Source organism: Novosphingobium sp., assembly GCF_027489515.1.
Taxonomy (GTDB): Bacteria; Pseudomonadota; Alphaproteobacteria; order Sphingomonadales; family Sphingomonadaceae; genus Novosphingobium.
This window is the reverse complement of the sequence record NZ_JAIXZS010000027.1, coordinates 21951-46760: the sequence shown is the minus strand read 5'-3', so window position 1 is coordinate 46760 and position 24810 is coordinate 21951. Positions and strand designations below refer to the sequence as shown.

Annotated in this window: 28 protein-coding genes; 13 read left to right on the top strand and 15 right to left on the bottom strand. The window is 66.3% G+C overall.

Annotated features, from left to right (window positions below):
- Positions 1 to 67: 67 nt before the first annotated feature.
- The 4 genes from yidD to Q0082_RS04565 all read right to left on the bottom strand — a co-directional run bounded on the left by yidD (position 68) and on the right by Q0082_RS04565 (position 2097).
- Complete coding sequence (gene yidD / locus Q0082_RS04580) at positions 68 to 280, bottom strand: membrane protein insertion efficiency factor YidD (protein ID WP_298190432.1); 213 nt, start codon at positions 278 to 280, stop codon at positions 68 to 70.
- Positions 277 to 654, bottom strand: a complete 378-nt coding sequence (rnpA, locus tag Q0082_RS04575) for a ribonuclease P protein component (RefSeq protein WP_298190514.1) — start codon at positions 652 to 654, stop codon at positions 277 to 279. Before rnpA ends, yidD begins: the two co-directional genes overlap by 4 nt.
- A gap of 56 nt (positions 655 to 710) precedes the next feature.
- Positions 711 to 845, bottom strand: coding sequence for a 50S ribosomal protein L34 (gene rpmH / locus Q0082_RS04570; RefSeq protein WP_054123767.1), 135 nt, complete (start codon positions 843 to 845; stop codon positions 711 to 713).
- Between the two features lie 472 nt (positions 846 to 1317).
- Positions 1318 to 2097 carry a universal stress protein gene (locus Q0082_RS04565; RefSeq protein WP_298190429.1) on the bottom strand — a complete coding sequence of 260 codons (780 nt, stop codon included), beginning with the start codon at positions 2095 to 2097 and terminating at the stop codon, positions 1318 to 1320.
- A gap of 143 nt (positions 2098 to 2240) precedes the next feature.
- Here Q0082_RS04565 and Q0082_RS04560 point away from each other — a divergent pair, with 143 nt between their 5' ends.
- The 4 genes from Q0082_RS04560 to Q0082_RS04545 are packed head-to-tail and all read left to right on the top strand — an operon-like array spanning position 2241 to position 5009.
- Positions 2241 to 2897 (top strand): HAD-IA family hydrolase, encoded by a 657-nt coding sequence (locus Q0082_RS04560; RefSeq protein WP_298190512.1) that lies wholly within the window; start codon positions 2241 to 2243, stop codon positions 2895 to 2897.
- Between the two features lie 54 nt (positions 2898 to 2951).
- Positions 2952 to 3662 carry a CoA transferase subunit A gene (locus tag Q0082_RS04555; protein ID WP_298190427.1) on the top strand — a complete coding sequence of 237 codons (711 nt, stop codon included), beginning with the start codon at positions 2952 to 2954 and terminating at the stop codon, positions 3660 to 3662.
- Positions 3662 to 4321 (top strand): CoA transferase subunit B, encoded by a 660-nt coding sequence (locus tag Q0082_RS04550; protein WP_298190425.1) that lies wholly within the window; start codon positions 3662 to 3664, stop codon positions 4319 to 4321. The genes Q0082_RS04555 and Q0082_RS04550 overlap by 1 nt, the downstream gene beginning before the upstream one ends.
- A gap of 4 nt (positions 4322 to 4325) precedes the next feature.
- Positions 4326 to 5009 carry a glutathione S-transferase family protein gene (locus Q0082_RS04545; RefSeq protein WP_298190423.1) on the top strand — a complete coding sequence of 228 codons (684 nt, stop codon included), beginning with the start codon at positions 4326 to 4328 and terminating at the stop codon, positions 5007 to 5009.
- On the opposite strand, the gene Q0082_RS04540 is transcribed toward Q0082_RS04545, so the two are convergent.
- The 4 genes from Q0082_RS04540 to Q0082_RS04525 form a co-directional block, all read right to left on the bottom strand.
- The gene (locus tag Q0082_RS04540; protein WP_298190421.1) at positions 5006 to 5428 is read right to left on the bottom strand and encodes a DUF983 domain-containing protein; all 423 of its coding nucleotides are present in this window, start codon (positions 5426 to 5428) and stop codon (positions 5006 to 5008) included. The genes Q0082_RS04545 and Q0082_RS04540 overlap by 4 nt on opposite strands.
- Positions 5429 to 5521: 93 nt before the next feature.
- On the bottom strand, positions 5522 to 7075 hold the full coding sequence (locus Q0082_RS04535) for a DHA2 family efflux MFS transporter permease subunit (RefSeq protein WP_298190419.1): 1554 nt from the start codon (positions 7073 to 7075) through the stop codon (positions 5522 to 5524).
- Positions 7059 to 8129, bottom strand: coding sequence for an HlyD family secretion protein (locus Q0082_RS04530; protein WP_298190418.1), 1071 nt, complete (start codon positions 8127 to 8129; stop codon positions 7059 to 7061). The genes Q0082_RS04535 and Q0082_RS04530 overlap by 17 nt, the downstream gene beginning before the upstream one ends.
- On the bottom strand, positions 8122 to 8586 hold the full coding sequence (locus Q0082_RS04525; protein WP_298190415.1) for a MarR family transcriptional regulator: 465 nt from the start codon (positions 8584 to 8586) through the stop codon (positions 8122 to 8124). The genes Q0082_RS04530 and Q0082_RS04525 overlap by 8 nt, the downstream gene beginning before the upstream one ends.
- Positions 8587 to 8713: 127 nt before the next feature.
- Here Q0082_RS04525 and Q0082_RS04520 point away from each other — a divergent pair, with 127 nt between their 5' ends.
- The 3 genes from Q0082_RS04520 to Q0082_RS04510 are packed head-to-tail and all read left to right on the top strand — an operon-like array spanning position 8714 to position 10603.
- The gene (locus tag Q0082_RS04520) at positions 8714 to 9340 is read left to right on the top strand and encodes a lysophospholipid acyltransferase family protein (RefSeq protein WP_298190413.1); all 627 of its coding nucleotides are present in this window, start codon (positions 8714 to 8716) and stop codon (positions 9338 to 9340) included.
- Positions 9333 to 10118 (top strand): DUF1295 domain-containing protein, encoded by a 786-nt coding sequence (locus tag Q0082_RS04515; RefSeq protein ID WP_298190410.1) that lies wholly within the window; start codon positions 9333 to 9335, stop codon positions 10116 to 10118. The genes Q0082_RS04520 and Q0082_RS04515 overlap by 8 nt, the downstream gene beginning before the upstream one ends.
- Positions 10100 to 10603: a hypothetical protein gene (locus Q0082_RS04510; RefSeq protein ID WP_298190409.1), complete on the top strand. Its 504-nt coding sequence runs from the start codon at positions 10100 to 10102 to the stop codon at positions 10601 to 10603. The genes Q0082_RS04515 and Q0082_RS04510 overlap by 19 nt, the downstream gene beginning before the upstream one ends.
- Positions 10604 to 10606: 3 nt before the next feature.
- Here the strand turns inward: Q0082_RS04510 and Q0082_RS04505 are convergent, their stop codons facing one another.
- Positions 10607 to 12373, bottom strand: coding sequence for a bifunctional metallophosphatase/5'-nucleotidase (locus Q0082_RS04505; RefSeq protein WP_298190406.1), 1767 nt, complete (start codon positions 12371 to 12373; stop codon positions 10607 to 10609).
- Between the two features lie 131 nt (positions 12374 to 12504).
- Here Q0082_RS04505 and Q0082_RS04500 point away from each other — a divergent pair, with 131 nt between their 5' ends.
- Entirely contained in the window at positions 12505 to 13140 is a 636-nt protein-coding gene (locus tag Q0082_RS04500) for a TetR family transcriptional regulator (protein ID WP_298190403.1), read from the top strand.
- A 6-nt stretch (positions 13141 to 13146) separates the two neighbouring features.
- On the opposite strand, the gene Q0082_RS04495 is transcribed toward Q0082_RS04500, so the two are convergent.
- On the bottom strand, positions 13147 to 13632 hold the full coding sequence (locus tag Q0082_RS04495) for a thermonuclease family protein (protein WP_298190400.1): 486 nt from the start codon (positions 13630 to 13632) through the stop codon (positions 13147 to 13149).
- Positions 13633 to 13776: 144 nt separating this feature from the next.
- Between Q0082_RS04495 and Q0082_RS04490 the strand changes: the two genes are divergently transcribed.
- Positions 13777 to 14115, top strand: coding sequence for a hypothetical protein (locus tag Q0082_RS04490; RefSeq protein ID WP_298190397.1), 339 nt, complete (start codon positions 13777 to 13779; stop codon positions 14113 to 14115).
- Between the two features lies 1 nt (position 14116).
- On the opposite strand, the gene Q0082_RS04485 is transcribed toward Q0082_RS04490, so the two are convergent.
- The 4 genes from Q0082_RS04485 to gluQRS form a co-directional block, all read right to left on the bottom strand.
- A complete protein-coding gene (locus Q0082_RS04485; RefSeq protein ID WP_298190395.1) occupies positions 14117 to 14986 on the bottom strand; it encodes a 3-hydroxyacyl-CoA dehydrogenase NAD-binding domain-containing protein in 870 nt (289 codons plus the stop codon).
- Positions 14987 to 15070: 84 nt separating this feature from the next.
- Complete coding sequence (locus tag Q0082_RS04480) at positions 15071 to 15646, bottom strand: cob(I)yrinic acid a,c-diamide adenosyltransferase (protein WP_298190392.1); 576 nt, start codon at positions 15644 to 15646, stop codon at positions 15071 to 15073.
- 10 nt (positions 15647 to 15656) lie between these two features.
- Entirely contained in the window at positions 15657 to 15893 is a 237-nt protein-coding gene (locus Q0082_RS04475) for an HIG1 domain-containing protein (RefSeq protein ID WP_298190390.1), read from the bottom strand.
- Positions 15890 to 16789 (bottom strand): tRNA glutamyl-Q(34) synthetase GluQRS, encoded by a 900-nt coding sequence (gluQRS, locus tag Q0082_RS04470; RefSeq protein ID WP_298190388.1) that lies wholly within the window; start codon positions 16787 to 16789, stop codon positions 15890 to 15892. Before gluQRS ends, Q0082_RS04475 begins: the two co-directional genes overlap by 4 nt.
- Positions 16790 to 17329: 540 nt before the next feature.
- Between gluQRS and guaA the strand changes: the two genes are divergently transcribed.
- Complete coding sequence (guaA, locus tag Q0082_RS04465; RefSeq protein WP_298190385.1) at positions 17330 to 18889, top strand: glutamine-hydrolyzing GMP synthase; 1560 nt, start codon at positions 17330 to 17332, stop codon at positions 18887 to 18889.
- Positions 18890 to 18910: 21 nt separating this feature from the next.
- Here the strand turns inward: guaA and Q0082_RS04460 are convergent, their stop codons facing one another.
- Positions 18911 to 19807, bottom strand: a complete 897-nt coding sequence (locus Q0082_RS04460) for a LysR family transcriptional regulator (protein ID WP_298190510.1) — start codon at positions 19805 to 19807, stop codon at positions 18911 to 18913.
- A 108-nt stretch (positions 19808 to 19915) separates the two neighbouring features.
- Here Q0082_RS04460 and Q0082_RS04455 point away from each other — a divergent pair, with 108 nt between their 5' ends.
- The 3 genes from Q0082_RS04455 to Q0082_RS04445 are packed head-to-tail and all read left to right on the top strand — an operon-like array spanning position 19916 to position 24802.
- Positions 19916 to 21493, top strand: a complete 1578-nt coding sequence (locus Q0082_RS04455) for a proton-conducting transporter membrane subunit (RefSeq protein ID WP_298190382.1) — start codon at positions 19916 to 19918, stop codon at positions 21491 to 21493.
- 33 nt (positions 21494 to 21526) lie between these two features.
- Positions 21527 to 23935, top strand: coding sequence for a DUF2309 domain-containing protein (locus Q0082_RS04450; protein WP_298190379.1), 2409 nt, complete (start codon positions 21527 to 21529; stop codon positions 23933 to 23935).
- A 3-nt stretch (positions 23936 to 23938) separates the two neighbouring features.
- Positions 23939 to 24802 carry a DUF6671 family protein gene (locus Q0082_RS04445; RefSeq protein ID WP_298190376.1) on the top strand — a complete coding sequence of 288 codons (864 nt, stop codon included), beginning with the start codon at positions 23939 to 23941 and terminating at the stop codon, positions 24800 to 24802.
- Positions 24803 to 24810 lie beyond the last annotated feature (8 nt).

Here is a 24810-nt window from a genome sequence, read left to right as displayed (position 1 = left end):
CCTCGCGTCGTAAAGTCATGTCTGCCGGAGCGCCCTGCATGGAGCCTTGGCTCTCACGGCACCGGCCCTAGGGAACAGGATCGTAGCCGTGGCCACCCCAGGGATGGCAGCGCAATAGCCGCTTCACCGTCAGCCAGCCACCCTTAATCGCGCCGTGCTTGGCGAGCGCCTCGATCGCATATTGCGAGCACGAGGGGCTGTAGCGGCACGAGGGCGGCAGGATGACCGAAGGGCCGAGCTGCCACAGCCGCACCAGCGCGATGAGCAGGCGGCGGATCATTTGCCGCGTCCTTTCGGTTTGCCCTTGGGACCATGCCGACGGGGCGGATCGCCCTTGCCGGCCGCAGCGCGGGCCAGTGCCGCCTCGAGTTCCTGGCGGAGCAGCGCGAAATCGCGCTCGATCCCGTTTTCGCGGCCGATCAGGACATGGTCGGCACCGGCTATGCCCTGCGAAGGCAGGATTTCCCGGGCCAGTGCGCGCAGGCGGCGCTTCATGCGATTGCGCGCCACCGCGTTGCCGATGCGCTTGGTGACGGTGACGCCGAACCGCTGCAAGCCGTCAGGGCGCGCCAGCGGGTTCACCAAAAGCACGAATCCGGGCCTTGCGACCCGGATTCCGTTGTTCGCGGCGAGGAAATCGGCGCGCTTTGCAATGGTTTCCAGCCGAAGCCCTGCCGCAGGCGCGACCGGGCCGGATGGCGCTTCGGCGATCAGGCCGAAAGCTTCTTGCGGCCGCGGGCGCGGCGGGCGCGGAGCACCTTGCGGCCACCGACAGTGGCCATGCGGGCGCGGAAGCCGTGGCGGCGGGCACGCACGAGATTGCTGGGCTGGAAAGTGCGCTTCATCGGTTTGCTCTTTTCAAATGGCGAATCGGTTGCCCGGCCATCCTTGCGAGGCAAGGGGCGGAATCAGGAGCGCGCCGATACGCCGGGACGCCCCTGCAGTCAAGCATTGCAGCGCCATCGGGCCGGATGGCGCGTGCATCGGCGCCTGATAGCCCAGACGATAGAGGCCCGGCTGTTGCCAGCCAGCCTGATACCCCTGACGAAAAAAGGCCCGGCTGTTGCCAGCCGGGCCGTGAAAGTTTGGGAGAGGATGCCTGAAAGGCCACTTTCATATGCAACTATCACCCCTTCTTCGCAAGTGCGAAATGGGCCGCAATGGTTGCATTTTTTGCAATGGTGATGTCACAATCCCCGCAGTTGCGCCAATTTCCATCGGCATTACAGCACTATGACTCGATGTGATGGGCCGAATGCAAAAAGCAGATAAGCCCCGCCATTGCGCCGCAACATGCCCCAAGGGGAACATCCCGCATCAGTGCGCCAGCAGCAGGGGCACCATCGACGTATCCAGAAGTTCGCGCGAGACGCCGCCAAGCAGCAGCTCGCGCAGCCGGCTCTTGCCGAACACGCCCATCACGATCAGCCCCGCACCGAGCGCATGGGCCTTTTCGGCGATGGTCGCGGCAATCGCGCCGTGCCGGGCCACCTCGTGCACCTCGGCATGGATATCGTGGCGCGAGAGATAGCAGGCGGCATCGCGCGCCGGGAAGCTGTCTTCCTTTTCGCGCACCATCAGGATGTGGACCGCACTCGCGAGGCGCAGCAGCGGCAGAGCGGCGCGCATGGCAGCGGCGGCTTCGTGCCCGCCATCCCACGCCAGCAGCACCGGCTTATCGAACACCACCAGCGGCACGCCGCGCGGCAGGGCCAGCACCGGACAGCGCGAGCCCAAGGCCACTTCCTCCAGCGCGGGATCATCGAGGCTGGCGACGATGCAATCGGTAAAGCGCGCGGCCGCCGCCACGCCTTCGACCCGGCCCTGGTCGGTCAGCACAACATCGAAGGGCACGTCCTCCCTGGCCATCCGGGCATCGAGGTCCTTTGCAAGCTTCTCGTCTGCCGCGCGCACCTCGTTGATGACCTCGGCCGACATCGCCGAGCCGCCGAACGGTTCCCACAGCGCCATCTGGGCAAACGGCGTCGCGATCTGGAACGAGACGTGGCCGCGCATCGCCCGTGCTAGTGCGAGCGCGGTTTCGACCCGTTCGCCGAGCGTATCGGAATTGTCTGCGGGGCAGAGAATCGAGCGCATGGGATTTCTCCTTGGATCTGGCTGACGGACCAGCGATAGACCCGATCCGGACACAAGCCCAATGATCCATGTCAAATCGGCGCGCTTGCGTGGCGCGCGCCGACCGCTATGCCGCCAAGGCACAGGACCAGGGAGCGGACAGGATGACGGAGCGGGCGTTTACGGCAGTGATCTTCGATTTCGGCGGCGTGATCACGTCCTCCCCGTTCGAGTCCTTCAACCGGCTGGAAGCGGCGCGCGGCCTGCCGCAGGACTTTGTCCGCCGGGTCAACGCGCTGAACCCCGACGACAACGCCTGGGCCAGATTCGAACGGGCGGAAATCGGCGCGGCGGAGTTCGATGCGCTGTTTGCCGCCGAAGCCCGCGCGCAAGGACACGACCTTGCCGGCGCCGATGTGCTGGCGGTGCTGGCCGGCACGGTCCGCCCCGCGATGGTGCGCGCGCTGGATCAGCTGAAGGCCGCCGGATACCGCCTCGCCTGTATCACCAACAACGTGCCCACGGGCCACGGTGCGGGTCTCGCGCGGAGCGAGGACCGCAGCGACGCGCTGGAGCAGATCTTCGCGCGGTTCGAGCATGTGATCGAGAGCAGCAAGGCCGGCGTGCGGAAACCCGATCCGCGCATCTATCTCATGATGTGCGAGAAACTGGGGCTGGAACCCGCCGCCTGCATCTACCTCGACGACCTTGGCGTGAACTGCAAACCGGCGGCAAAGCTGGGGATGCATGCCATCAAGGTGACCAGCGGCGAACAGGCGCTCAGCGATCTTTCGGCGGTGCTCGGCCTCTCTCTGGGGTGACAAGCTGTCTCTTCGCGCTAAAGGGACGGGACCAGATACAGGAGCCGGATTCGCGTGGCCAGAAAGCTCTATCCCGATGCCGCCAGCGCCCTTGACGGGCTGCTCAAGGATGGTCTGCTGATCGCCTGCGGGGGCTTCGGCCTTTGCGGTATTCCAGAGCGGTTGATCGATGCCGTGCGCGAGAGCGGGGTAAAGGACCTCACTTTCGCCAGCAACAATGCCGGCATCGACAATGAAGGCATCGGCAAGCTGCTGCGCACACGGCAGGTGAAGAAGATGATCGCGAGCTACGTGGGCGAGAACAAGGAGTTCGAGCGCCAGTACCTTGCCGGCGAGCTCGAGGTGGAATTCTGCCCCCAAGGCACGCTGGCCGAGCGGATGCGCGCGGGCGGCGCAGGCATTCCCGGTTTCTACACCAAGACCGGCGTCGGCACGCTGGTGGCCGAGGGCAAGGAAGTGAAGTCCTTCCGCGGGCAGGACTACATCCTCGAAGAAGGCATCTTCGCCGATCTGGCGCTGGTCAAGGCGTGGAAGGCCGACGAGACGGGCAACGTCGTGTTCCGCAAGACGGCGCGCAATTTCAACGTGCCAGCGGCCACTTGCGGCAAGGTCTGCGTGGTCGAGGTGGAAGAGATCGTCCCCACCGGCAGCCTTGATCCCGATGCGATCCACCTGCCGGGCGTCTACGTCCAGCGGATCATCGTCGGTTCGCCCTACGACAAGAAGATCGAGTTCCGCACGGTTCGCAACACGGATGTCGGCTGATGACCAAGCATGATGGACTGACGGCGGGCTGGACCCGCGACCAGATGGCCGCCCGCGCCGCGCGCGAGCTTCAGGACGGCTTCTATGTGAACCTTGGCATCGGCATCCCGACGCTGGTGGCGAACCACATTCCGGAAGGCATGACCGTGACGCTGCAGAGCGAGAACGGCATGCTCGGCATCGGGCCCTTCCCGCTCGCGGGCGAGGAAGACGCCGACCTCATCAATGCCGGCAAGCAGACGATCAGCGAACTGCCGCAGTCCGCCTATTTCGACAGCGCGCAGAGCTTTGCCATGATCCGCGGCGGGCACATCGATCTCACCGTGCTCGGCGCGATGGAAGTGGCCGAGAACGGCGACATTGCCAACTGGATGGTGCCCGGCAAGATGATCAAGGGCATGGGCGGCGCGATGGACCTCGTCGCCGGCGTCAAGAAGATCATCGTGGTGATGGAGCACTGCGCCAAGGACGGCAGCCCCAAGTTCATCCCCGCCTGCACCTTGCCGCTCACCGGCCGTAACGTGGTCGACATGGTGATTACCGATCTCGCCGTGTTCGCACGGCCGGACCATGCCTCGCCGTTCAGGCTGATCGAGCTCGCCCCAGGCGTGAGCGCCGAAGACCTCCGCGCCAAGACCACGGCCCACTACGTCGAGTAAGGCCGTGGCCTATACGCTCATTACCGCGAACCGGAACTATTCGAGCTGGTCGCTGCGCCCGTGGGTGTTGATGAAGGCGCTTGGCATTCCCTTCATCGACCGGTTTGAGCCCTTCACCAAGCCTTCGAACTACGACGAGTTCCGCAGCTTCTCGCCCACGGGCCAGGTGCCGGTGCTGATCGACGGGGAAACCACCGTGTGGGATTCGCTCGGGATCGTGCTCTATCTCTCCGACCGGCACGAAGGCGTGTGGCCAGAGGGTCCCGCCGCGCGCGCCTTTGCGCAATGCGCTGTCACCGAGATGCACGGCGGCTTTTCGGCGCTGCGGGGTGATTGCACGATGAATGTCGGCGTGCGGGTCCAGCCGCGGCCGATGCGCGAGGCGCTGGTCCGCGATGTGGCGCGCATTCGCGAGATCTTCGAGGAGGGGCTCGCGCGGTTCGGCGGGCCGTGGCTGGCGGGCGATGCCTTCACCGTGCTCGACGCCTTCTACGCACCGGTTGCGTACCGTGTGCGGACGTATGGGCTCGACGTCGGCAAAGGACAGGCCTGGGTGGACCAGGCGATCGCGCATCCCGCGATGCAGGAATGGGAAACGGCAGCGCTGGCGGAAACCTGGCGCGAGGTGAGCCACGAGGAAGAACTGCTCTCCTGCGGCTCCATCATCGCGGACTACCGCAAGGCTTAGGGCTTCTCGTCCGCCTGCTCGCGTGCGTTGAGTTCGGCCCACAGGCCCTCGGTTCCCGCCTCCACCGCCTTGTTCACGTATTGCGAGGCGGCGAGCCAGCCCTTGAAGGGGCGCAGCGTGGCAACGCAGCCGAGCACGAGGATCGGCATCGACGTAAACACGTGGACCCACCACGGCGGATCGAACCTGACCTGCACATAGACCACCAGGAAGACGAGCGGGAACGCGGTGATGCACAGCGCGAAGAAGGCCGGGCCATCATCGGTCTGCGCATAGCTGAAATCGAGGCCGCAATGATCGCAGGTCTTGGCAAGCTTGAGCCAGCCGGCGAACATGTGCCCCTCGCCGCAGCGCGGGCACTTGCCTTGCCAGCCGCAGCGCAGGATCCATGCGAGCTTCGGATTGGAAATCAGCGCCATGGGTAGAGCGTCCTCGCTTGACAGGCACGGCGGTTAGACCTCGGGACCGGGACCGGCAACCTCCCGAATAATGGGGCAGGCCCAAGATTTTCTTCAGTGATCCGCCGCCGCAGCCTGCATCGGCGGGCCGCCCATGGCCGGCTTCCCTGCCTTCACAAAGAACAGCACCGGGATCGAAGCCCAGCACAGCAGGCCCATCATGTAGAAATCGTTGAGGTAGCCGATCATCGCCGCCTGCTTGTTGACCATGCCATCGACCACTCGCATCCCGGCTTCGGAGACGCCGCCATAAGCCGTAATGCGGTCGAGATCGAACGGCACGCTCATCCGCGTAATCTGCGCGCCCATTTCGGCATGGTTCACCTGGATGTTGCGCGCGAGCATGAAGGTGCAGACCGCGATGCCGATCGAAGCGCCGATCGAGCGCATCAGGTTGTTGAGCCCCGCCGCATCGGTGCGCAATTCGGGCGGCAGCGTGGCGAAGGCGATCAGGTTGATCGGCATGATCGTGAAACTGATGCCCACGCCCTGAATGAGGCCGGTGACGAAAATCGGGGTCATCGGCATATCGGGCGACCATCCCGCCATCAGCCACAGCGACCAGCCCGAAAGCCCCATGCCGATGGTGAGCGCGATGCGCGGGTCCATCTTCGTGATCCAGCGACCGAGCAGGGTGATCGTCGCCAGAAGGCCCAGCCCGCGCGGGGCAAGCAGCCAGCCGGCATCCACCGCCGGGTAGCCGTAGATGCCCTGGAGCAACCCCGGCAGAAGCGCGAGCACCGCCATCATCACGCAGCCGATCAGGAACATGAAGATGAGGCTGGCGACGAAATTGGCATCGGCGAACATGCGGCCCGGGAACAGCGGCTTATCGGCAGTGACGAGGTGAACCACCGCCATCCATGCGCTGCAGGCCCAGATCACGGCATAGGTCACCACTTCGGCGCTGCTGAACCAATCCTGCGAAGGACCGCGATCGAGCATGAGCTGGAACGAGGCGAGCGCGAGGGCGACCAGCAGCCAGCCGGTCAGGTCGATCGGGCGGCGGAGCGCGTTCTGGCGCGGCAGCAGCCACCACAGCACGAGGCCCGCGGCGATGCCGATCGGCACGTTGATGAAGAACACCCAGCGCCACGAATAGCTTTCGGTGATGTAGCCGCCAAGCAGCGGCCCGGCGATGGGGCCGAGCATCACGCCTTGCGTGAACAGCGCCATCATCTTGGGGCGCTCCTCCGTGGTGCTCGAATTGAGCATCACGGTCTGCGCAAAGGGAGAGAGGAATGCGCCGCCGATCCCTTGAATCACGCGGAACGCCACCATCTGCCCGAGGTTCTGGGCAAGACCGCAGAGGATGGAGGCGGCGGTGAAAGCCACCACCGAAAGCGTGAACACCACGCGGATGCCGAACCGGTCGACCAGCCAGCCGCCCAGTGGCAACGCCACCGCGGAGGCAAGCACATAGCTTGTCAGCACCCAGCTGATCGTTTCCTGCGTGGCCGAAAGCGAGGCTTCCATGTGCGGCAGCGCGACGTTGGCAATCGTGGTATCGAGGACCTGCATCACCATCGCCGCCATCACTGCGGTGAACAGCAACGGGCGGTGTTTCACCAGCCAGGCAGGCTGCTGCGGATTACTTGCTGCCGACATGGACCGTCACGTTCGCGCTGAGGCCAGCGATCAGCGGGCGGTCTCCGCTGGACGAGTCGATGGCGATGCGCACCGGTACGCGCTGGGTCACCTTCACCCAGTTGCCGGTCGCGTTCTGCGCGGGCAGCACCGAGAATTCGGAGCCGGTACCCGCACCGATGCTATCGACATGGCCCTTGAGCTTGAGACCGGGGTAGGCATCGAGCCGCACCTCTGCGGGCTGGCCGGCGCGCATGCGGGCCAGATCGGTTTCCTTGAAGTTGGCCTCGACCCGCGCCCCGCCTTCGCGCACGATCGAAAGCATCGGCACGCCGGTGAACACCATCTGGCCGATCTGCAGACGGTTCACTTGCGTGACGCGCCCCGAAACCGGCGCGCGGACCACGGTGCGCGCAAGATCGAGCGCAGCCTTCGCGCGGGTGGCCTCGGCTGAGGCGACGCGCGGATTGAGACCAGGCACCTGCGCGCCATTGGCCAGCTGCGCGCGGGCCTTTTCGACTTCGGCGGCAACCGAGGCCAGCCGGTCCCGCGCGGCGGCGACAGCATGCTGCGCCTCGTCCATCCGGGCGCGAGTGTTGAAGCCGCGATCGAGCAGCGCCTTCTCGCGCGCATACTGCGCCTCCGCGAGCGCGAGATCATCGCGCGCACCAGCAATATTGGCAGCATTGGCCCCGACATCCGCAGAAAGCGCGGTGATGTTCGCCTGCGCGCTGGCAATCTGCGCATCGGCCTGGCGGATCGCGACTTCGTAGCTGGTGGGATCGATCCGGAACAGCACGTCACCCGCCTTGACCTGCTGGTTCTCGCGCACGTTCACGGCAACGACGAGGCCGTTCACTTCGCCCGCGATCGAGACAATGTCCTGCTTCACATAGGCGTTGTCGGTCGACACGTCGCCCGGATTGCCGAACCACCAGACGAGCGCCCCTCCGACGACCAGCGCGGGGACCAGCAGCATGGCGACAAGGCGCATCCGCTTGGCCCGCGTGGCCTTGCGGCGCTCGCCATCGGCGCTGTCCGCTGCGCTTGGCTTGAAAGGATCGGCTTCAGCCATGAGCCAGCGCTCCTTCCGCAAGGGCCTTGTCGGCGGGCGGCTCCTCAAGAAGGTTGGCGCGCACGCGTTCGAGCAGCACCAGCAGCAGATCGCGCTCGGCGGGCGTGAAGCCTTGCTGCGCTTCCTCGAACACATCGGTGGCGCAGATGAACAGTTCATCGAGCAGCGGCGTGGCGGCATCGGTGAGGAACAGGCGCCAGGCGCGGCGGTCATTGGGATCGGCGCGGCGCTCGACCATGCCGGACTTCTCCAGCCGGTCGATCATGCGGCCGGCAGTGATCGCTTCGACTTCGAGCCACTGCGCCAATGCGCCCTGATTGATGCCAGGGGTGCGGCGCAGCGCTGCGAGCATGCGCCACTGCGGGCCGGTGACGCCAAAGCGGCGGCTGACCACATCGAAGCGCTTGCGCAGCAGGCGGCTCACATCCGAGGTCAGGAAAGCGATATTGTTCTGCATAGGCACGCACATAATAGCCATGCTTATTATCGTCAAGGCAGGCTAAAAGGGTAGTCCCGTCGACGCTGGTTCCCCTTCGACAAGCTCGCTCCGCCTCGCTAGAAATGACCGCGGGGGAGAGTGGCGGATGGACGCAGGAACGTTTGCGCGGGAGCTTGAGGACAGGCGGGCAAGTCTGTCCTCGCGCGTGGTGAAGCGCGCGCTGCTCGGCTTTTACCGGATGCAGGGCTGGAAGGCCGTGGGCACACCGCCGCCGGGCGAGCGCTATGTGATCATCGCCGCACCGCACACCTCGAACTGGGATTTCGTCTACTTCCTCGGCCTTGTGAACGAGCTGGGGCTCGATGCGCGTTTCATGGCCAAGGACAGCCTGTTCCGCTGGCCGCTGGGCGGCTTCATGCGCGACATGGGCGGCATCTCGATCGACCGTTCGGCGCGGCACAACGTCGTCGATGCGATGATCGCCGAGTTCGGGCGGCGTGACCGCTTTGCGCTGACGATCGCGCCCGAGGGCACGAGAAGCGCGGTGCAGCAATGGCGCACGGGCTTCTATCATATCGCGCTGGGCGCGGGCGTGCCGATGGTCGTCGGGCTGATGGACTATGGCCGCAAGGTCGGCGGGCTTGGCCCCGCGATCATGCCGACCGGCGACTACAAGGCGGACATGCAGCAGGTGGCGGAGATTTACAGGAGCGTGACGCCGAAGCATCCGGAGCGCGGAATCAAGGACTTTGCAGGGATGTTCAATGCTTGAAGGACTTATCGTCAATGCCATCGCGCTCGCCGTGCTGATGGCTCTGCTGGCGCGCACCGCAGCGAAGATCGGCGATGTCAGCTTTATTGACGCGGTGTGGGGCGCGGCGATGGCGGTGCTGGCGGTTTCGGCCTGGGCGCAGGCGCCGGAAAAGGGTCCGCGCGCGAGCCTGATCGCAGCAATGGCGCTGATCTGGGGTGCGCGACTGGGCTGGCACCTCTACACCCGATGGCGCGCGCATGGCGAGGACGTGCGCTATGCCCGGATGCTGGGCAAGGCGCGCAAAGCCGGGACATATGGCCGGGCGGCAGCGCAAGTCTTCGCCGTGCAGGCCGTGCTGCTCTACGTGACGTGCTTGCCCGCGCAGCTCGGCGTACTGGCGGCCGGCAGCGAAGGCATCGGCCCGCTGGCCATGGCGGGCGGCGCATTGTGGCTGATCGGGTTCGGCTTTGAAACGATCGGCGATGCGCAGCTCACGCGCTTCCGCGCCGATCCTGCGAGCAAGGGCAAAGTGCTCGATACCGGGCTGTGGCGCTACACCCGCCATCCCAACTACTTCGGCGATGCCTGCGTGTGGTGGGGGATCTGGCTGGCGGCCAGCGAGGCCGGCTTGCCGGTTGCGCTCGCTTCGCTGGCGGGGCCGGTGTTCCTCACGTTCACACTCACCCGCTGGTCGGGCAAGCCGCTGCTCGAAAAGGGTCTTGTCCTGCGTCGCCCCGAATATGCCGACTATGTGCGGCGCACGTCCGGGTTCATTCCATGGCCGCCGAAACGCTGAAGCACGCGCAGCCGATTACCCCCGACCGGCTGGAGCGCGCGCTGGGCTGGGCCGCGCTGGCCCTGCTCGCTGCCGCGCTGGTTGCCATCGTGCGTGGCCGATCCGGTTGGAGCACAGTGCCGCCGGCGGTCTGGCTGCATCTGCTGACGGTGATCTTCGCGCTGACGCTGACCCCGGTGATCCTGTGGCAGAAGCGGGGTACGCGGCTGCACCGGCGGTTGGGCACGATCTGGGCAGGTGCGATGTTCGTGTCGGCGCTCGACAGCTTCTGGATCCTCGAGACCAATCATGGACATTTCAGCGTGATCCACCTGCTCTCCGCCTTCGTGGCGGTGCAGACCCCGCGCCTTGTACTCACCGCCCGCGCGCATGATCACGCCGCCCATCGCCGCACGGTGCGCGGGCTGGTCATCGGCGGGCTGCTGACGGCAGGCGCGCTGACCTTTCCGTTTCACCGCCTGTTGGGGCGCTGGCTGTTCGGCTGAGCCTCAGCCGGCAGTGACGCGTTCCTCCACCGGTACATCGAGCCGGGGGGCGCTGCGGAAGAGTGCTTCCAGCGCCTCGATATCGGTCGGCCCGGTCACCGCATCGCGGCCCGCCTTGAACACGGTGAAGCCGTCGCCGCCGAGCGCGAGGAAGCCGTTCATGGTCACCCGGTACTGCGCGGCGGGATCGAGTGGCTTGCCGCCCAGCGTGATTGCGGTGATCCGGCTGCCAAGCGGTGCGCGGCGGTCGATGCGGTAGGCAAAGCCCTTCGAGGGGGCGAGCGCCTGATCTGGCCCGATGTCATCGAAGCCCTGTTCGAGCACGGCCTTGATCTGAGCACCCGTGAGCGATTCGGTGATGAGGGCGCTGCCGAAGGGCTGGGCCAGGTAGATATCGCCGAAGGTGACCGTGCCATCGGCGGCAGGGACGATGGCCGCGCGGATACCAAAGGGGTTCATCAGCGCGATCTGCGCGCCTGCGGAGCGGGTGGCGGCGAGCTGCGCATCGGCGATGAGGTTGCCGAGTGGGCCGCCAGCGGCGCCCTCGGCCTTCCCCGCAGAACCCGACAGCTTGCCCACCGGCCGGGTCGCGAAGGCCTTCGAGGCATCGACGTAGCGCTGGATATAGGCGGCGATATCGGCGCGCGGCGCATAGGCGGGGACCAGCGGCGAAAGCGCGACCGGGCCCTTGGCCGAAGTGAACGGCTGCGATTGCACAATAAGGTTGCGCGCGCTGCGGGCGGTGACGCGGTGCTGCCCGGGATCGATAGTGAGCGTGATCTCGGTCAGTTCCTTGCCATAGAGACCCGCGCTGGTGAGCAGAACCCGCCGTGCCGGATCGCTGGTCGGCAGATCGCAGATGTAATCGGCATGCGTGTGGCCCGAGACGACGACATCGACGGCGCCCGAAAGGCGCTGCAGGATCGGCAGGATCTCGCCATCAAAGCCCGCGCAGCCATTGGGATCAGGCGTGCCCGATGCCTTCCCGCCCTGGTGGATCAGCACGACCACGGCATCGGCGCCCTCAGCCTTGAGCTTCGGAACCTCGGCGTTGATGGTGTCCGCCTCGTCGGCGAAGGTGAGATCGGCAATGCCCGAGGGATTGACGAGGGATGGCGTGCCCCTCAGCGTGAGGCCGATCACGCCGACTTTCACCTGCCCCGCGCCGCTGCCGAAGGTGCGGATCGCACTCGCCGGAAAGAGCGGCGTGCCACCCGCGGCGAGCGTGCTGGCAGCAAGATAGCGGAACCGCGCGCCGGCAAAGCGTTCGAGCTGGCACGGTTCGCGCGCGGTGAGCTTTTCGCAGCCGCCCGCCTGCATGCGCAGCAGTTCCTTCGTGCCGCGATCGAACTCGTGGTTGCCTACTGCCGCGTAATCGAGACCGAGGCGGCTCAGCACTTCGACCGAGGGTTCATCGAGAAACAGCGATGAGGCGAGCGGCGAAGCGCTGATCAGATCGCCCGCCGCGACGGTCATCGAGTTGGGATGGCGCGCGCGTAGCGCATCGAGGGCGCTTGCCAGCCACGCCGCGCCGCCGGCGGGGACCTGCGCAGTGCCGCCCTGTCCATCGGGCGTGACGACGCTCTGGCGCGGGGGTTCAAGGTTCCCGTGAAAATCGTTGAAGGCGAGAATGGCGACTTCGACCGGCGCCGCTGGCGGCGGGGCCGAAGCCACACCTGCCGCCCCGCGCGGTGCAGCGCAGGCAGACAGCAGCGTCGCCAGCGCTAGCACTGCAGCAATCGCACTGTGACGGCCGGCGTTGCCCATCATGGTCATATCCTGGTCTTCCTTGCTCGAACCTGCGCCGATCCGTGCTCGATCAATTACCTGAAGCGGAATTGAAACCGGAGCCGGCAATGCCTAAAAAGACCTATAGGCCTCCCCGGCGACAGGATCATAACATGCCACGCGCGCAGTCCGATATCGAAGCCGGTCAGGAGCGCCTCGTCGCATTGGCGTGTGAACTGATCGAAGAACGCGGCGGACAGGCGCTGACGATGCAGGAAGTGGCGGCGCGTGCGGGGATCTCTCCGGCGCAGGTGCTGCGCTATTTCGAGAGCCGGGAGGCGCTGCTCGAAGCGGTGGCCGAGTACTGGTTCCGCCCCAAGGTTGCGATCATGGAGGAAGTGGTCGCCAGCGAGCTGCCGCCCCGCCGCAAGATGTACGAGTTCTTCGCGCGCCGCTTCGTGATGATGCGCGATGCCTACCGTGCCGATCCCGTGGCGCACGAGATGTATGTCGAACTCGGCAACGAATACTTCGAGCAGGTGCGCAGCTACGTCGACCTTGCCGATCACTACCTCAGCATGATCATTGCCGAGGCGATGGGCGAAGGCTTCTTCCCCGGGCTCGAGATCGACATGACGCTGAGCCTGATCAACCAGATGGTCTCGCCCTATTGCAACATCGGCGTGATGGGCATGCTGATGGACAGGCTGAGCGAAGAGAAGCTGGCGCGGATCATCGATGCGATGTTCGACGGGCTCTCGGCGCAGGACCGCGGCGCCATGGGTGTAAGCGGCCTTCGGGCAGCGTAGACCCGATCAACCGGCGCACCAGTCACCGCGCCGGCCTTGCCAGTGTTCGGCAAGGCCTTCGCGTTCGAGCACTTCGCCAAGGCTGCGCCCGCCGCGCAGGACCACGCGCAGCGCGCGGCCATAGCGGTCAGTCTCGCGCCCTTCGACAGCCAATGTGAAGGGACCGGCATTGAGCAGATCGGTCAGCCGCCGGGTCGCGCTTTCGGCCAGCCGCGCCTCGTAGGCGCAGGAGGGATGGCCGAGTTCGGGCGCGTTGATATCGGCGATGCGGATCTTGAGGCCTCGATACCAGAACGTATCGCCATCAACGATGCAGGTGACGCGCTCCCGCCCCTCGCACCGGGTGAATGCGGCGGCTTCCCGATCGCCGGAAGCTGCACCTGCCGCGTTCGACTGCGGGGTTACGAGGGAAAACCCTGCCATCGCGCCGAGCGAGACGAGGAAGCGGACGGAGAGATGCTTGATCATCGCGCCGGGATGGCGGATTTTCATGCTTTGTTCTAATCCACAAAATACTTACAGCACAATAACTTAGGATGATTTCTTAGACGACTTTAATCCGATTTGGTCCGCTTTGCCGTTTCTTAACCACGCCGACCGCACACTGCCGAAAGCGCAATCGATCGGACTCCGACCGTGTACGAACTGCTCTTCCGCAGCCGCTGGTATGCCTTCGCGTGGGCGCTGTTAATGGCCGTGAGCGCGATCGCTTTCACCACCACCGGCGCGGGCGCCTGGTGGAGCCAGACCGGGCCGAATGCGCACGCGAGCGAGGAAGCCCGCGAGACCGAATTCCAGTCTTGGGCTGAAGACGACAAACGCCGGATCGACGAGGGTGGAGGCTTCGATCCATCCAGCCCGGAGCAGGTGCACGATGGCCCATCCCCGCACCGCAACGCCGCAGTGAGCAACACGGCGCCCAACGCGCCCGAGGACGAGGTCGAAGACGAGGCGGACGCTCGGGACGGCCAATAGCCTATCGCGTCGGGACGGGAACCTCGCCGCTGTAGTCGTAGAAGCCGCGGCCCGATTTGCGGCCGAGCCAGCCCGCCTCGACATACTTCTGCAGCAGCGGCGCGGGGCGGTACTTCGGGTCGCCCGTGGAGGCGAGGTAGATCTTCATGATCTCGAGCAGGGTATCGAGCCCGATGAAATCCGCGAGTTCAAGCGGGCCCATCGGATGGTTGAGCCCGAGCTTCACGCCCTTGTCGATATCCTGGATCGAGCCGGTGCCCGAGCCGAGCACGAAGGCCGCTTCGTTGATGAAGGGCACGAAGATGCGGTTGACGATGAAGCCTGGCTCATCCTGCGAAAGCACGATTTCCTTGCCGATGTCGGCGACGAAGCCGCGCACTGCCTCGATCGTGGCGACCGAGGTAGCAAGGCCGGGAATCACCTCGACCAGCTTCATCAGCGGCACCGGATTGAAGAAGTGGATGCCGATGAAGCGCTGCGCATCAGGCGAGGAAACCGCCATGCGGGTGATCGGGATCGACGAGGTGTTCGTCGCCATGATCGCGGTGGGCGCGAGGTGCTTGCCGGCGGCCTCGAAGATCTTGTGCTTGATATCCTCGCGCTCGGTGGCGGCCTCGATCACGAGGTCAGCCTCGCCAAGGCGGGCATAATCACCAACGGGGGTGATGCGGGAGACGGTAGCGACGGCGTCCTCGGCGGGAATCTTGCCGCGTTCGGCCAGCTTCATCAGCCCCTTTTCGATCTTCGCGCGCGCGGCTTCGGCCACGGCCAGCGAGATATCCGAAAGCAGCACCGACTTGCCCGATGCGGCCGCGACCTGCGCGATGCCCGAACCCATCTGTCCGGCCCCGATGACTGCGATTGTCTGCATGACTTGAACCCCGCGTGATTGCACGTTTGCGCGCTGCCTAGTGAGGTTTGGCGCGCGTGGGAAGCCGCAGATTTGGGAGTGGGGTCAGCGCGAGCCGCCGGGAACCCAGAGCGGATCCTTGCCGGCATTTATGGCGCGGGCGAGGACGAAGAAGTAGTCCGACAGTCGGTTGAGATAGGCGAGCGCTGCAGGGTTGACCGGTTCGCTCGCCGCAAGCGCGGTGGCCGCGCGTTCGGCGCGGCGGGTGATGGCGCGGGCGAGGTGGACACGCGCAGCGCCTTCGCTCCCGCCGGGAAGGATGAAGCTGGTCAGCGGCGGGAGCGCGGCGTTGAGCGCATCGATCTCCGCCTCGAGCCGAGCGGGCTGCGCGGGCACGACCCGCAGGACCATTTCGGACGGCGTGAAATCGGCCCCGCCCACATCACCCAGCGGCGTCGCGAGATCGGCGCCGAGATCGAACAAGTCGTTCTGGATCCGGTGCAGCGGGGCGGCGCGATCGGCTTCGAGCGCGAGCGCGGCAAAACCGACCACGCTGTTTAGCTCGTCGACCTCGCCGATCGCTTCCATCCTGAGATCATGCTTGGCGCGGCGCGAGCCATCGACAAGGCCGGTCGTGCCCTGATCGCCGGTGCGCGTGTAGATCTTGTTGAGCTTGACCACGTCTTAAGGTTCAGCGGCCGCCGTGGGTCAGCAGCAGCAGCACCGCGACCACGGCCACGGCGAGGCCCTGATACTTGATGCGGTTGAACATCATCTTGTTCTGCAGCAGCTGCATTTCGGTTGCGCGCGTGCCGTCGCCTTCCAGATCAGCCTTGGTGCTGCTGAGAAAGGCGCCAATGCCGCGGATGAGCGACCAGACCGTCAGTGCCATCAGCACGAGGATCACGGGAACAAGAAGCATCGTCATGGTGTTAGGTCTAGGCCGTCATGGAATGAAATACCACTGTCAAAGCGGCCAGTGTCACTCTGGGCAGAACGCAGCGCCTCGGCCAGTGCGCGGCCGTCCTCGCCGGCGCGGCGGCGATCGGCGAGCGAAGGTGCATTGCGGCGCTTGGCGAGCTTGCGGCCATCCGGACCCACGAGCAGGGGGTGATGATGCCAGCGCGGCTCGGGCAGGCCGAGCAGGACCTGCAACAGGCGGTGGATATGCGTGGCGGCAAACAGATCAGCGCCGCGCGTGACGACAGTGACGCCGTCCTCGGCATCATCGAGCGTGGCGGCGAGATGATAGCTTGCGGGTGCATCGCGGCGCCAGATCACGACATCGCCGAGCATCGCCGGCCGGGCGCTCTGCGGACCGCGGCGTTCATCGAACCAGGTGAGCGGGCCGGCCAGTTCCGAGGCCTGCTCGACATCGAGGCGCCAGACCGGATCGGGGGCGGATAGCGGCGGATTGCGCAGGCAGGTGCCGGGATAGATCGGCCCGTCAGGCCCTTGCAGCGTGGCTGCGGCGGCGACTTCGGCGCGGGTGCAGCGGCAGGGATAGAGCAGCCCCATCGCGCGCAGGTTGTTGGCAGCCTCGCGGTAGCGCTCGATGCGGGTGGATTGTGCCGGCACTTCCTCGAACGCAAGGCCCAGCCATGCGAGGTCGGCGCGGAATTCGTCCGCCAGCTCGGGCTGGCTGCGCGCGCCGTCGATATCCTCGATGCGCAGGAGGAAGCGGCCGCCATCCTGAAGGGCGCGATCATGCGCGACGATTGCGGCGTAAGCGTGCCCCAGATGCAGCGGGCCGTTGGGGCTCGGGGCAAAGCGGGTGACGATTGGGCGGGTGACGATTGGGGGGGTGACGGGCGGCAACTCCATGGACACCGTCCATAGCCATTTGGCCGGAAAACAAAAACGGCTGCCTTAAAGGGTAAGGCAGCCGCTTCGTTTGGGAAGCCCGCGCTGCGGGTTGCCGTTCACCGGGACAGGCTCAGACGAGCGTGGCGCCGAAGAACATGCTGCTGATGCCAGCAGCCAGAACCAGCGAAAGGATCGCCGAAGTGTAGTTACGCATAGTGTCCTCCTGTTTTGGGCTCATTCAGGGGACCTCTCCCGTTCACGTCGCGCCGGCAGGGTGGTGGATTGCGCAGGAGCGTTCGGAACGAGGGCGCAAATAGGCCTTCCCTGCCCTGCTGCAAGTGCGAACAAGGCAACCACGGTTGCATTCCTTGCAATCAGTACTTTATCAAGACTTGTTTGCTGAAAAATCAGGATTTTTTGGCGGTATGCCCTTTGGTGAAGCACGAATGTTTCAAAGAAAAAACATTTTATAAACCAGATGCATGTTGCGCAATCGCCACATTACGCTTTTTTCGCGGCTCGCTGGACAGCGGATACCGAGATCATTATCCGCCTGCCATGAGCATTCAGCCTTCAGAATCGATCCTCATCGTCGACTTCGGCAGTCAGGTCACCCAGTTGATCGCCCGCCGCGTGCGCGAAGCGGGGGTCTACTCCGAAATCGCCCCCTTCACCCAGGCCGAGGCCGCCTTCCACCGGATGAAGCCCAAGGGCATCATCCTGTCGGGTTCCCCGGCAAGCGTGCCCGCCGAAGGCAGCCCCCGCGCGCCGCAGGTGCTGTTCGAGAGCGGCCTGCCGATCCTGGGCATCTGCTATGGCCAGCAGGTGATGAGCCAGCAGCTTGGCGGCGAGGTTCTGCCCGGTGATTCCGGCGAGTTCGGCCGCGCCTTCCTTACCGTGACAGAGCCTTGCGCCCTGTTCGACGGCCTCTGGGCACCGGGCGAGCGGCATCAGGTGTGGATGAGCCATGGCGACAAGGTGACCCAGTTCGCACCGGGCTTCCGCATCGTCGCGGTCTCCGATGGCGCGCCTTTCGCCGTCATCGCGAACGAGGAGAAGAAGTACTACGGGACCCAGTTCCATCCCGAGGTGGTCCACACCCCCGATGGCGGCAAGCTCATCGCCAATTTCGTGCGCCATGTCTGCGGCTGCACCGGCGACTGGACAATGGCGGAGTTCCGCAAGACCAAGATCGCCGAAATCCGTGAACAGGTGGGCGACAGCCGGGTGATCTGCGGGCTTTCGGGCGGTGTCGATTCGGCGGTGGCCGCGGTGCTGATCCACGAGGCGATCGGCGATCAGCTCACCTGCGTCTTCGTCGATCACGGCCTGATGCGCATGGGCGAGGCCGAGCAGGTCGTCAGCCTGTTCCGCGGGCACTACAACATCCCGCTTGTGCACAAGGACGTTTCGGCGCTGTTCCTGGGCGGTCTGGCCGGGGTGACCGACCCGGAGGCCAAGCGCAAGTTCATCGGCAAGACCTTCATCGACGTGTTCGAGGCCGAGGCCAAGCAAGTCGGCGGTGCAGATTTCCTCGCGCAGGGCACGCTTTACCCTGACGTGATCGAAAGCGTCTCGTTCACCGGCGGTCCTTCGGTGACGATCAAGAGCCATCACAACGTCGGCGGCCTGCCCGAGCGGATGAACATGAAGCTCGTCGAGCCGCTGCGGGAGCTGTTCAAGGACGAAGTCCGCGCATTGGGCCGCGAACTGGGGCTGCCCGACGTCTTCGTCGGCCGCCACCCCTTCCCCGGCCCTGGCCTTGCCATCCGCATCCCCGGCGAAGTGACGCGCGAGAAGTGCGACATCCTGCGCAAGGCCGATGCGATCTACCTCGAGGAGATCCGCAATGCCGGGCTCTATGATGCGATCTGGCAGGCCTTCGCGGTGCTGCTGCCGGTGCGCACCGTGGGCGTGATGGGCGATTTCCGCACCTACGACGCCGTCTGCGCGCTGCGTGCCGTCACCTCGACCGACGGCATGACCGCCGATATCTATCCTTTCGACGCCCATTTCCTCAGCCGCGTGGCGACACGCATCGTCAACGAGGTCAAAGGCATCAACCGCGTGGTCTACGACTACACCTCGAAGCCGCCCGGCACGATCGAGTGGGAATAGCCGAAGGTCAGGACCTACTGTTCACACCTGATCGACGCGGTCACGCATCGACCGATCAATCAGATCGCGGACAACCGGATTGGGAAACCGGCGCTGGGTGGTGACCGCAAGGAACGTCTCGACAATCCCGGGCAATGCCTCAGCCTCTGCCAGCGTGCCGTCGGCGAGTTCATCGCGCACCGCAATCGCAGGGAGCACGCCTAGCGCGTGGCCTTCACGCACGATCAGGCGCATCATTGCCATATCGTCCACTTCGGCCGCGATCTGGGGCCGAAGACCCATCCGATCCACCAGTCCATCGAAACCAATGCGCATGCCGCTGCCTGATGCCGGGAGCACAACGGGGTGCGAGCGGAGCAGTTCGCCAACTGCGCGCGTCTCACCCAGCAGGGCCGGGGCTCCGATCAGGCTGACCGGCTGTTCGGACAGGCGGTGCACGATAAACGGGGTGAGCGCATCGCTGGCGGGCGCCTGATCCGTCAGCACGACATCGAGCGCAAGCGACTGCAGGGCGGTGAGAAGTTCCGCCTGGCTGCCCGAACGCAGCACGACTTCGATGTCGGTGCGCGGCAGCAGCGGCTCGACAAAACTGATCTGGAAATTGCGCGACAAAGTGGCAAGCGCGCCGATCCGCACCGCCTGCCGGGCCGCGCCGGTTTCCCTCAGCGTGCCGAGCAGTTCCTCGCCTGTGGCGAAGATCGCCTCCGCATGATCGAGCGTGATGCGGCCGGCCTCGGTCAGGTGCAGCGCGCGGCCGCGCCGCTCGAACAACGCGTGGCCGAGGCGGTCCTCCAGCTTGCGGATCTGCACTGAGAGTGCCGACTGCGAGACGTTGAGCCGCTCGGCGGTGCGCGAGAGGTTGCCGTCCTGCGCGACGGCCCAGAAATAGCGGAGGTGGTTGTAGTTGAGCTCGGCCATATCGTTCACATAAAGCGAACGATAACGGCTAAACAATGAATTTTTTGCTGACCCGCGGTTCCGCTAGAGACACCCAACTTTCCGAGCCCCTCCAGCGGAGCCCCGATCATGCCCCTTTCGCTTCTGGTCCTTGCCCCTCCCGCGCTGCTGCTGATCGCTGCCGCGCTTGGTTTTGCCCAGCCCGGCCGGATCGGCCGCAGCCCGCTGGCGCTGATCGAGAGCCTCGCGCTGCTGGCGGTCGTCCTGGCCGGCGGCGCGATGGCCGCGCTCGCGATGGGCGGGGCAACCACGCTGACGCTCGCCGCCGCAGGCCCGGCGCTGCCGCTGCTGGCGGCCCGGCTCGATCTCATCAGCGCGACGATGCTGCTCCTCGTCAGCTTCGTCGGCTGGATCGTGGTGCGCTATGCCCGCGTCTACCTCGATGGCGAGACGCGCCACGGCGTGTTCATGGCCTGGCTGGCGACGACACTCGCCATGGTCATGCTGCTGGTGACGGCAGGTTCGCTCGTCCAGCTGCTCGGTGCCTGGATCGCCACCAGCCTCGCCCTCCACAAGCTCCTGCTGTTCTATCCCGAGCGGGTCGCTGCGCAGCGCGCCGCGCGCAAGAAGTTCGTGACCGCCCGCGCCGGTGACGCCGCCCTGCTCGGCGCCGTGCTGCTGATGGCCAAGGCCTATGGGACCACCGACCTGCCGGCGATCCTTGCCGCTGCCCATGCCGGCATGGGCGGTTATGCCGCGATGGCCGCCGCCGGTCTGCTCGCGATGGCCGCGCTGCTCAAGTCCGCGCAGTTCCCGCTCCACGGCTGGCTGACCGAAGTGATGGAAGCGCCGACCCCGGTCTCCGCGCTGCTCCATGCCGGCGTGATCAACGCGGGCGGCTTCCTGCTCATCCGCTTTGCCGATGTCATGCTGCTCGCTCCCGGCGTGCTGGCGGTCCTCGTCATGGTCGGCGGCTTCACCGCGCTGTTCGGCGGGCTTGTCATGCTCACCCAGCCGGCGATCAAGACCTCTCTGGCCTGGTCGACCGTCGGTCAGATGGGCTTCATGATCATGCAGTGCGGCCTTGCGCTGTTCCCGCTCGCGCTGCTCCACATCGTGCTGCACTCGGTCTACAAGGCGCATGCCTTCCTCGCCTCGGGCGGTGCGGTCGAGCAGATCGCGGCGGCGCGCCGGCCGGGTCCGGTGGCAATCCCGCGCCCTGCGGCAGTCGGCCGGGCGTTTGTCGCAGCGCTGGCGATCTACACGCTGATGACCTTCGCCTTCGATGCCATCCCGGGCTTCCACCACCGGTCGCCGCAGGCGGTCGCACTCGGTGCCATCCTGATCTTCGGTGTCGCCTACCTCTTCGCCCAGGGCCTGGCGGACAGCGCGCCGCGCGCCCTCACCCGCAAGATGGCAGTCTACGCCGTCGCCGCCTCGATCGGTTACTTCGCGCTGCACGGCCTCGCGCTCTGGCTCACGGCGGGCACGCTGCCCGCCACCCCGGCGCCGGGTCCGCTCGAATGGACGCTGATGGTGCTGGCGGTGCTGAGCTTCGGCCTGGTCGCGGTAGCGCAGTCGATGTTCCCGCTCTGGGCCTACCACCCGGCGGCGGCGGGCCTGCGCGTCCACCTCTCCAACGGCCTCTACGCCAATGCCCTGTTCGACCGGATGCTCGGCGGCTGGGCGCTCAAGAAGCCCGCCTGACACCACGCCCCCTCTTCCCGAAGGATCACTCCCATGCTCATGATCCCCACCGACAACAGCCAGACCCTCGCCCAGCTCAAGGTTGCCGCCGATGGCGCGGCGCGGGCCCTCCCGCCGGTCTGGCCGCTGGCCTCGAGCGTCGCGGTCAACCCCTACCTCGGCCAAACCGGCCTCACGCTTGCCGAGACCGCCGCGCTCATGGCGCGCGTTTCGGGCACGCCCGTCACCATGCCGCGCCAGTTCTACCGCGAAAAGCTGGCGAGCCGGGCGATCACCGAAGCCGACCTTGCCGCCGCGCTCGGCGCTTCGCCCCACCCCCGCAAGCCTGCGACGCTCGCCGCGCTGCAGGCCGCGATTGCCCATGATCCGGCGCCGATGAAGGCGATCCCGACAGTCGCGGACCTTGCCGCCAAGGCATCGGGCATCGACTGGCCCGGCGTGATCGCCGAACGTTTCGGCGCCTGGGCAGGCGGCTACTTCGATCAGGGCCAGGCGCTCTGGGCCGCGCCGCGCGGCAAGGGCGCCTACGCGGTGTGGCAGGCCGTTGCCTCGCACGATCTGACGCCCGAGATCGCCGGCCTCACCGGTTTCGGCAGCTTTGTTGCCGATGCGCCGGAACGCGCGGCCGAGGCGCTGGCCAGCGCAGTCGCCGCCATGCAGCTGCCGTCCGCTGCGCTCGAGACCTACTTCCACAGCCTGCTCGTCACGCTCGGCGGCTGGGCCCATGTTGCGCGGTATGAACTGTGGCAGGCCGAGCTGGCCGGGCGCAGCGACGAGACGATCACCGATTTCCTCACCATCCGCCTGCTGTGGGAGCAGGCCCTGCTCACCCGCTATGGCAGCGAGATCGGGCAGGCGTGGCTTGCGACCATCGCCGCGCACGAGGAGCCGGTCGAGCCCACTGCCGACCAGATCATCGACGCAATCCTGCAGGAAGCCGCCGAGCGCGCCGGGCAGTCCGCGCTGGCCGAAACCCTGAGCGCGCCGCTCAGCGGTTTCGAACGCCAGACCCCGGTTCTGCAAGCTGCCTTCTGCATCGACGTGCGCTCCGAAGTGTTTCGCCGCGCGCTTGAATCGCTTGATCGGCGGATCCAGACGCTGGGCTTTGCGGGCTTCTTCGGCCTCACCGCCTCGCACCAGCGCTATGCCTCGGATGTTCATGAGCACCGCCTGCCGGTCCTGCTCAACGCCGGGCTCACCAGCCGCACCGGCGGTGAAGGCGCGACCGATGCCCGTCACACCGCGCGCGCGGCGCGCGCCTGGGGCCGCTTCAAGCTCGCTGCGGTTTCCTCGTTCGCCTTCGTCGAGGCGGCAGGCCCGATCTATATCGGCAAGCTGGTCAAGGACGCGCTGGGCCTCAAGGCCAACAAGCCCCCGCGCGATCCCAAGCCCTTTGCCGATCCCGCGCCCGATACGGCGACGCGTGTCGGCATGGCGGCCTCGATCCTCGGTGCCATGTCGCTCACCACGAATTTTGCACCGCTGGTGCTGCTCGCTGGCCACGGCGCCAATGTCGTCAACAACCCGCATGCCAGCGGCCTCCACTGCGGCGCCTGCGGCGGCTATTCGGGCGAGGTCAACGCGCGGCTGCTGGCCGGGTTGCTCAATGATCCCGAAGTGCGCACCGGGCTGATCGACAAGGGTATCGTCATTCCGCAGGGAACGCTGTTCATCGCAGCGCTGCATGACACGACGACCGATGCGGTGACGCTCTACACCGAAGACCAGCCCATCGATGCCCACCGTGATGCCATCGCCCAGGCCGAGCAATGGCTGGCCGCCGCCGCCGTGCTCACCCGCAGCGAGCGCGCGCTGCGCCTGCCGCGCGCCGGGGACGACGCCAGCGTGATCAAGCGCAGCCGTGACTGGTCGGAGACGCGGGCGGAATGGGCGCTGGCGGGCTGCAAGGCGTTCATCGCTGCACCGCGCCAGCGCACCGCGGGCCGCAGCCTCGAAGGCCGCGCCTTCCTCCACGACTATATCTGGCGGCGGGACGAGGGCTTTGGCGTGCTCGAGCTGATCATGACCGCGCCGGTCGTCGTCGCGAGCTGGATCAGCCTGCAATACTACGGCTCGAGCGTGGCGCCGCAGCTGTTCGGCGGCGGCAACAAGCTGCTCCATAACGTGGTCGGCGGAATCGGCGTGATCGAGGGCAACGGCGGGCCGCTGCGCGCAGGGCTGCCGTGGCAATCGGTCCATGACGGGCACCAGCTGATGCACGAGCCGCTACGCCTTTCGGTCTGCATCGAGGCCCCGCGCGAGGCGATGACGACGGTGCTCGAAAAGCATGCCGGGGTGCGCGCGCTGTTCGACAACAAGTGGCTGCACCTCTTCGCGATCGACGACGAGGGCAAGCTCGCCTGGCGCTATGCCGGCGATCTGAAGTGGGAGCCCACGCTGGAAGCATTCCCGACTGCGACACAGGCGGAAATGGCGATCTGAGCGATGGCGGGCTTACTCCCGCCATGGAATGGCGCGCTGGCCGTCCTGGCAACGATGCACGGCAAGGAGCGGGCAATTGCCCCCCTAGCCGTGCGTTTCCTGGGCCTCGATCTGCGCGTCGCCGAGGGGCTCGATACCGACCTGTTCGGCACCTTCAGCCGCGAGATCGAGCGGACTGGAGCCCCGCGCGATGCAGCGCGGGCGAAGATCGCTGCTGCCTTCAGACTCATGCCGGACGCGCGCGTGGCAATCGCGAGCGAGGGCAGCTTCGGTCCGCACCCGCTGCTGCCGTTCGCAGCGCTTGGCCGGGAGCTGGTGCTGCTGATCGACCGCGAGGCCGGGCTGGAGCTGCTTGGCCAGTACGCCGGGATGGACACGAACTTCGCGCATGCCGTGGTGACGGATCCCGCTGCGGGCCTCGCCTTTGCGGCGAAAGCAGGCTTTCCGGCGCACGGCGTGATCGTGATGGGCGTGCTCGATGGCCGGCCTGCACCGCAGCTGGCCCTGTTCAAGACCGCCCAAACCGAGGCCGAACTTGCGGCAGTGATCGCGCGGACCATTGCGCTGACCGGCGCGGCGCATGTGGAGACCGACATGCGCGCGCACCGCAATCCGAAGCGGATGCGCGCGATCCGGCGCGCCATGATCGATCTGGTGCGCCGTTCGCGCAGCCGCTGCCCGGCCTGCACACGGCCTGGCTTTGCGATCACGAGCCGTGTCGCCGGCCTGCCCTGTGCGTGGTGCAAGAGCCCGACACAGCTGACCCGGGCGAACGTGTGGTCCTGCGAGGGCTGCGGCAACAGCGAAGAGCGCCCCGTATCGGCGATCAGCGCCGATCCGATGCACTGCGAGGCGTGCAATCCCTAGCGCGCGGC

Bases quoted from the DNA above. Each gene is read 5' to 3' on its own strand.
- Q0082_RS04475 (WP_298190390.1), bottom strand. From the start codon at position 15,893: ATGACGATGCTTCTTGTTCCCGTGATCCTCGTGCTGATGGCACTGACG.
- Q0082_RS04515 (WP_298190410.1), top strand. From the start codon at position 9,333: ATGCTTGAAGGACTTATCGTCAATGCCATCGCGCTCGCCGTGCTGATG.
- Q0082_RS04445 (WP_298190376.1), top strand. From the start codon at position 23,939: ATGGCGGGCTTACTCCCGCCATGGAATGGCGCGCTGGCCGTCCTGGCA.
- Q0082_RS04500 (WP_298190403.1), top strand. From the start codon at position 12,505: ATGCCACGCGCGCAGTCCGATATCGAAGCCGGTCAGGAGCGCCTCGTC.
- Q0082_RS04455 (WP_298190382.1), top strand. From the start codon at position 19,916: ATGCCCCTTTCGCTTCTGGTCCTTGCCCCTCCCGCGCTGCTGCTGATC.
- Q0082_RS04450 (WP_298190379.1), top strand. From the start codon at position 21,527: ATGCTCATGATCCCCACCGACAACAGCCAGACCCTCGCCCAGCTCAAG.
- yidD (WP_298190432.1), bottom strand. From the start codon at position 280: ATGATCCGCCGCCTGCTCATCGCGCTGGTGCGGCTGTGGCAGCTCGGC.
- Q0082_RS04460 (WP_298190510.1), bottom strand. From the start codon at position 19,807: ATGGCCGAGCTCAACTACAACCACCTCCGCTATTTCTGGGCCGTCGCG.
- Q0082_RS04560 (WP_298190512.1), top strand. From the start codon at position 2,241: ATGACGGAGCGGGCGTTTACGGCAGTGATCTTCGATTTCGGCGGCGTG.
- rpmH (WP_054123767.1), bottom strand. From the start codon at position 845: ATGAAGCGCACTTTCCAGCCCAGCAATCTCGTGCGTGCCCGCCGCCAC.
- Q0082_RS04540 (WP_298190421.1), bottom strand. From the start codon at position 5,428: ATGGCGCTGATTTCCAATCCGAAGCTCGCATGGATCCTGCGCTGCGGC.
- Q0082_RS04525 (WP_298190415.1), bottom strand. From the start codon at position 8,586: ATGCAGAACAATATCGCTTTCCTGACCTCGGATGTGAGCCGCCTGCTG.
- Q0082_RS04520 (WP_298190413.1), top strand. From the start codon at position 8,714: ATGGACGCAGGAACGTTTGCGCGGGAGCTTGAGGACAGGCGGGCAAGT.
- Q0082_RS04505 (WP_298190406.1), bottom strand. From the start codon at position 12,373: ATGATGGGCAACGCCGGCCGTCACAGTGCGATTGCTGCAGTGCTAGCG.
- guaA (WP_298190385.1), top strand. From the start codon at position 17,330: ATGAGCATTCAGCCTTCAGAATCGATCCTCATCGTCGACTTCGGCAGT.
- Q0082_RS04550 (WP_298190425.1), top strand. From the start codon at position 3,662: ATGACCAAGCATGATGGACTGACGGCGGGCTGGACCCGCGACCAGATG.
- Q0082_RS04510 (WP_298190409.1), top strand. From the start codon at position 10,100: ATGGCCGCCGAAACGCTGAAGCACGCGCAGCCGATTACCCCCGACCGG.
- Q0082_RS04485 (WP_298190395.1), bottom strand. From the start codon at position 14,986: ATGCAGACAATCGCAGTCATCGGGGCCGGACAGATGGGTTCGGGCATC.
- gluQRS (WP_298190388.1), bottom strand. From the start codon at position 16,789: ATGGAGTTGCCGCCCGTCACCCCCCCAATCGTCACCCGCCCAATCGTC.
- Q0082_RS04565 (WP_298190429.1), bottom strand. From the start codon at position 2,097: ATGCGCTCGATTCTCTGCCCCGCAGACAATTCCGATACGCTCGGCGAA.
- Q0082_RS04530 (WP_298190418.1), bottom strand. From the start codon at position 8,129: ATGGCTGAAGCCGATCCTTTCAAGCCAAGCGCAGCGGACAGCGCCGAT.
- Q0082_RS04495 (WP_298190400.1), bottom strand. From the start codon at position 13,632: ATGAAAATCCGCCATCCCGGCGCGATGATCAAGCATCTCTCCGTCCGC.
- Q0082_RS04535 (WP_298190419.1), bottom strand. From the start codon at position 7,075: ATGTCGGCAGCAAGTAATCCGCAGCAGCCTGCCTGGCTGGTGAAACAC.